Origin of the sequence: uncultured Campylobacter sp. (genome assembly GCF_963517995.1) — a bacterium.
Taxonomy (GTDB): Bacteria; Campylobacterota; Campylobacteria; order Campylobacterales; family Campylobacteraceae; genus Campylobacter_A.
The window spans coordinates 1-4,963 of record NZ_CAUQHQ010000154.1; the positions used below are offsets into that span (position 1 = coordinate 1).

Consider the following 4,963-nt stretch of genomic DNA (forward strand, 5'->3'; position numbering starts at 1 on the left):
TTTTTGTGCGATTTCGTAGCGCGAGTAGCCTTGTTCGAGCTTGTATTTTTCATAGATTTCAATCATATTTTTGCTCAGCGTCTTGTCCTCAAAAATGAGCTTCTCGCTAAAAACAAACACGCCGCCGTCATTTAGCGCGCGGTAAATTTTAGCTACGAAATCCTGACGCTTGGGCGGGCGGATAAACTGCAGCGTATAGTTCATCAAAACGGCATCCTGCGCGTCAAATTCGCACTCTAAAATGTCCGCTAGCTCAAGCTCGATCTTAGCGCCGTAGGCTTCTATCTTGGCGCGCGCGTTTTGCAGCATGGCAGGCGCGTTATCCACGCCTTTTAGCGCGAGATCGCTTCTTTTACGCCAAAGGGCTAGCAGCGTCGAGGCCGTCGAGCAGCCGAGGTCTATCGCGCTTGCGCCTTGCGGTAAAATTTGCGCTAAAAAATCGGCGATCAGCTTTTGAGAAGCCGCATAATACGGCACCGAACGCCCGATCATATCGTCAAACACCGACGCCACGCTCGCGTCAAATTCAAACTGCTTTTTTATCGGCTCTTTAAAGATTTCGTCCTTCACGGCTCGCTCCTTTTAGCATTTGCGCCGGCGATATAAAGGTCGCACACGCCGACGAACTCCATCGCCTGCTTGATGTCGATGTAAATTTGACGCTTTAGCTCCTCTAGGCTTGCAAATTTACGGTTGTCGCGCAGCCTTTTGATAAAGCAAACCGCGACGTCGCGAGCGTCCGTGATATTTTCGTTTAGTACGTGCGTCTCGACGCTAAAGTTGCCGTCCGTGCTCGAGCGGTTGCCGATAAAGGTAACCGAGCCGTAGGTCTTGTAGCCGATGCGGGTCCTCGTCGCATAGACGCCCTCGCGCGGCAAAAGGTAGCTTTTTACGTCTAAATTTAGCGTAGGGACTAGCTCGCGCGACCCGATGCCTTGCCCCTTTATCACGCGACCTTCAACCGAGTATTCGCGCCCTAGCAAAAGGTTTGCCTTGTAGATCTCGCCTTGCTTGATGTACTCGCGTATGGCCGAGCTGTGCACGCCCATACCCTCAAAGCAAAACTCGTCTACTACCACCACCTCGCCGTCAAAAATGCGCGCTAAATCATACTTATCCCACGCTCTACCGCGACCGAATCTAAAATCAAAACCGACGACGATTTTTTGCAGATTTTTAAAATCCCGCTTCAAAAGCACGATAAACTCCTCGCCGCTAAGGCCCTTTATCTCGTTAAAATCATACAAAAAACACGGATAGCGAGAGTATTCGGCGCGCTTTAGGCCGGGCGTGATGTTGGCCTTGTTTTTATCGATCACAACCAGCCCGCCGTAAACGCCAAGGCGCTTTAAAAGCTCCTTGTGGCCGCGATGCACCCCGTCAAAGTGCCCGATCGCGACGGCCGTGATATTATCTTTTGTTAAAAGCGTAGAAAAATTCGGCATTTCCTTCCTTTCCTTTTACCTCGCATTCGAGCGTTTGGCGCATTATCCAGCCCAAATTTGCCGCCGCAAGCTCAAATTTTGCCCTCGCCTCACGCACGGCTTTTGCGTCCGTTACGACGCCTTTTTTATTTCGTTTAGCGCTCCTGCCGACCTCAAACTGCGGCTTAAAAAGTAGGATAATGTCGCAGTTTCCGCCCGCTAGCGCGTCGATAGAGGGCAAAATCTCTTTAAGCGAGATAAAACTCACGTCGCAGGTGATGAGATCAAATTTTGGCGCGACGTTTTTGGCGGCGTGGGAGTCAAATTTTGCATTTTGGTTTTTTGCCACGAAATCTGTATCGGTCAAATTTGACTCGTCCGTCTTGGCTCCAGCCTGCGTTAAATTTAACAGAGCAAAAGCTGGTTCGCTTGATTCATTTAAAAATTCGCCTTGCTCGGCAAAATTTGATTTGCCGGGATTAAAATTTGGCTCGATTTGTTTTTTTAAATTTTGCTCTGCGCTGTTAAATTTACCGTCTTTGGCTGAGTTTTGAAACCCTGACGCAAACTCGCGTACGTCGGTATTTTCAGCAACCTTCACGCGCGAATCGGCTCGCAGGCTTTTATCAAGCTGAGAGCTGCCCACATCTAGCGCCGTAACGCTTTTTACGCCGTTTTGCAGCAAAATTTGCACGAAACCGCCCGTGCTTGAACCTACGTCTAGGGCGTTTTTGCCTTTGACTTCTAGCGGACAAGCCGCTAAAAAGCTTTTTAGCTTTAGCGCGCCGCGTCCGACGTAGATTTCGCCGACGAGCTCGATTTTTGCGACGTTTGAGTTTAAATTTTGCTCGTCGCTAGGAGCTTTTTCGCGCGCAGCCTCGCGGGCGTCCGCTAAATTTGCGTCACGTAAATTTTTAGTTTCCGCTACTGTGCCGTTTTTGGCGCCATTTAAATTTACGCTCGCCGTACCGTCTAAATTTAGCCCGCCCAAGCCGTCAAATTTATCAAATTCGCCCACCTCAAAGCTGGGCTTAGAGCAAATTTTGCCGTTTAGCAAAATTTTGCCGCTTTTTATGAGCTCGGCGGCTTTGTTTCGGCTGATATTTAGGCGACTTGCGACAAATAGATCAAATCTCAATCATCCGCCTTAGCTCGTCCTCGGTTATCGCCTTGACGCCTAGCTCGCGAGCTTTATCCAGCTTGCTGCCCGCCTCCTCGCCGTAAAGCACGAAGTCGGTTTTCTTACTTACCGAGCCGCTTACTTTCGCGCCGTTTGCTTCCAAAACCCTTTTAAATTCATCCCTGCCCTTACTAAGCGTGCCCGTTATCACAAACGTCTTGCCGCTTATAGCGCTTTGCTTTGTCTCAAAACTCTGCGCTTGCGGGCTAACGAAACGCAAAATCTCATCCAAATTTTGCCTATTTACCTGCATAAACTCCGCGTAACTCTCCGCCATCGCCTCGCCGAAGCCTTCGATCGCGGCGACTTCGCCGTAGCTCAGCTCGCGCCAGTTTTGCGGGTAAATTTGCGCTATCTTTTTGGCCGCTACCTCTCCGATGTGCTCGATGCCAAGGCTTGCTATAAAGCTGTGCAAAGCAGGCGTGCGGCTAGCCTCGATGGCGCCGAGCAGATTTGCGATCTTTTTATCTTTAAAGCCCTCTAACCGCGCCAAATCCTGCGCCGTAAGCTCGTAGATGTCGGCGATTTTGGCGACTAAGCCGGCCTCAAAAAGCTGATTTACGATCGCGTCGCCAAGGCCGTCGATATTTAGGCACTTTTTGCTCGCAAAATGTATGAGCGAATTTATCACGCGGGCCTTGCACTCGAGGTTTTGACACTTGATAAAAACGCCCTCGTCAAGTAGCATCGACCCGCATACGGGACACTCGCGCGGCCGTTCTATCGGAGTCTGCGAGCCGTCTCTACGCTGCTTAAAAACGCCCGTGATCTTTGGTATCACGTCGCCCGAGCGGATAATGCTGATAAAATCGCCCCTTTGCACGCCTAGACGTTCGATCTCGTCAAAGTTATGTAGCGTGGCGGACTTTACTATCGCGCCGTCGATATTTACGGGCTCTAGCACGCCCACCGGAGTCACGACGCCGCTGCGTCCGACCTGAAACGCCACGTCAAGCAGCCGCGTGGTCTTTTCGATCGCGGGAAATTTATACGCGACCATAAATTTAGGAAATTTCTCCGTGTAGCCCAGCTCCTCGCTAGCCGCGATACTCTGCACGCGCACGACTAGACCGTCCATCATAAATGGCTTGCTATCACGTTGCGCCACGAGCTGCTTATACGCATCCTCGATCTGCTCGGCAGTGCGGCAAATTTTAAAAAACTCCTCGCGCTCAAAGCCCTGCGAATAGATAAAATCCATCATCTGCGAGTAGGTTTCAAGACCCAAATTTTGCTCGCCGTAGCCCCAGGGCTTAAACCTCAGCCTGCGCGAGGCCGTTACCGCGCTATCTAGCTGGCGCAGGCTGCCGGCGGCCGCATTTCTAGGATTTGATAGCTGCGGCTCGCCTCTTTGCGCGCGGGCGAAATTTATCTCGTCAAAGTCGTTTTTAGCGATCACGACCTCGCCGCGGATCTCGATCCTGCCGTTATAGGCGATTTGTAGCGGGATATTTTTGATAACTTTTGCGTTACTTGTTACGTCCTCGCCCGTTATGCCGTCGCCGCGCGTGATAGCTCGCACCAGAGCGCCGTTTTCATAGAGTAAATTTAAGCTCGCGCCGTCAAATTTAGGTTGAAGCGCAAACTCCAGCCCCTCTTTGTCGCCGCGTTTTAACCACGCTAGCAACTCATCAAAACTAAAAATATCCTCCATCGACCACATACGAGCGCCGTGGCGAGCCTTGACAAAGCCCTCGCTCACCTCGCCGCCCACGCGCTTTGTCGGGCTAAATATCGAGATATCGCTGGGATTTGTCCTCTCAAAATCAAGTACTTTATGATAAAGCTCGTCGTACTCCTCGTCGGTGGCTATGGGCGCGTCGTCGGTGTAGTAGGCCTTCGCCCACGCGTTTAGCGTATCGACTGCGGTTTCGTACTCTTTTTTCGTCATTTTTTACTCCGGATTTTGCGTATTTATTAAATTTAGCGCTGCGTTAGCTCGCTAGCGTCGCACAAATGCACGTTCTCATAAACCCTAGCTATCTCATCTCTAACTCTCATCAGCGCAAATCCCAGTAAATTTTGTCCGCGCCACTTTACCGGATTTTGCGCGTTTTGCTCATTTGCGCTCATGCCTATACTCCAAATTTTATCGTGAGGACTGGCCTCGACTAAAATTTTATCCCTCGTAGAGAGCAAAAACTCGCGCAAATCCTCGTTTTGGCTAAATTTTAAATAATTTGCATTTAACGAGGCGCCAAATTTTATCTCGTCCCAAAAATCAGCGTCGAAGTCTCGTACCCGCCCGCCTAGGTCTTTCATCTTCTTTGGATTTTTTGCGGCTAAAATTTTCTCTAAAATCTCCGTATCGCCGAAACACTCGGCCTTTTTAGCCGTCATGTATTGCTCGGCACAAACG

Annotated in this window: 5 protein-coding genes and 1 pseudogene; all 6 read right to left on the bottom strand. The window is 50.3% G+C overall.

From position 1 onward, the window contains the following. On the bottom strand, nt 1-570 hold a 570-nt coding region (locus RYL88_RS11455), incomplete at its 3' end, for a methyltransferase domain-containing protein (protein ID WP_314991429.1). Beyond that, complete coding sequence (locus tag RYL88_RS11460) at nt 567-1,445, bottom strand: bifunctional riboflavin kinase/FAD synthetase (RefSeq protein ID WP_314991431.1); 879 nt, start codon at nt 1,443-1,445, stop codon at nt 567-569. The genes RYL88_RS11455 and RYL88_RS11460, both read right to left, overlap by 4 nt. Then, complete coding sequence (locus tag RYL88_RS11465) at nt 1,411-2,442, bottom strand: SAM-dependent methyltransferase (RefSeq protein ID WP_314991437.1); 1,032 nt, start codon at nt 2,440-2,442, stop codon at nt 1,411-1,413. The genes RYL88_RS11460 and RYL88_RS11465 overlap by 35 nt, the downstream gene beginning before the upstream one ends. Next, a pseudogene (locus RYL88_RS11470) lies at nt 2,440-2,562 on the bottom strand (S4 domain-containing protein); the annotation flags it as partial. The pseudogene RYL88_RS11470 and the gene RYL88_RS11465, both read right to left, overlap by 3 nt. Further along, entirely contained in the window at nt 2,552-4,495 is a 1,944-nt protein-coding gene (gene ligA, locus RYL88_RS11475; protein WP_314991433.1) for an NAD-dependent DNA ligase LigA, read from the bottom strand. The gene ligA and the pseudogene RYL88_RS11470, both read right to left, overlap by 11 nt. A gap of 32 nt (nt 4,496-4,527) precedes the next feature. After that, nucleotides 4,528-4,963, bottom strand: a 436-nt coding sequence (locus tag RYL88_RS11480; protein WP_314991435.1) for an NADAR family protein, incomplete at its 5' end; no start/stop codon positions are given.

Coding starts and splice junctions, on each gene's coding strand:
- RYL88_RS11460 (WP_314991431.1), bottom strand. CDS start 1,445: ATGCCGAATTTTTCTACGCTTTTAACAAAAGATAATATCACGGCCGTC.
- ligA (WP_314991433.1), bottom strand. CDS start 4,495: ATGACGAAAAAAGAGTACGAAACCGCAGTCGATACGCTAAACGCGTGG.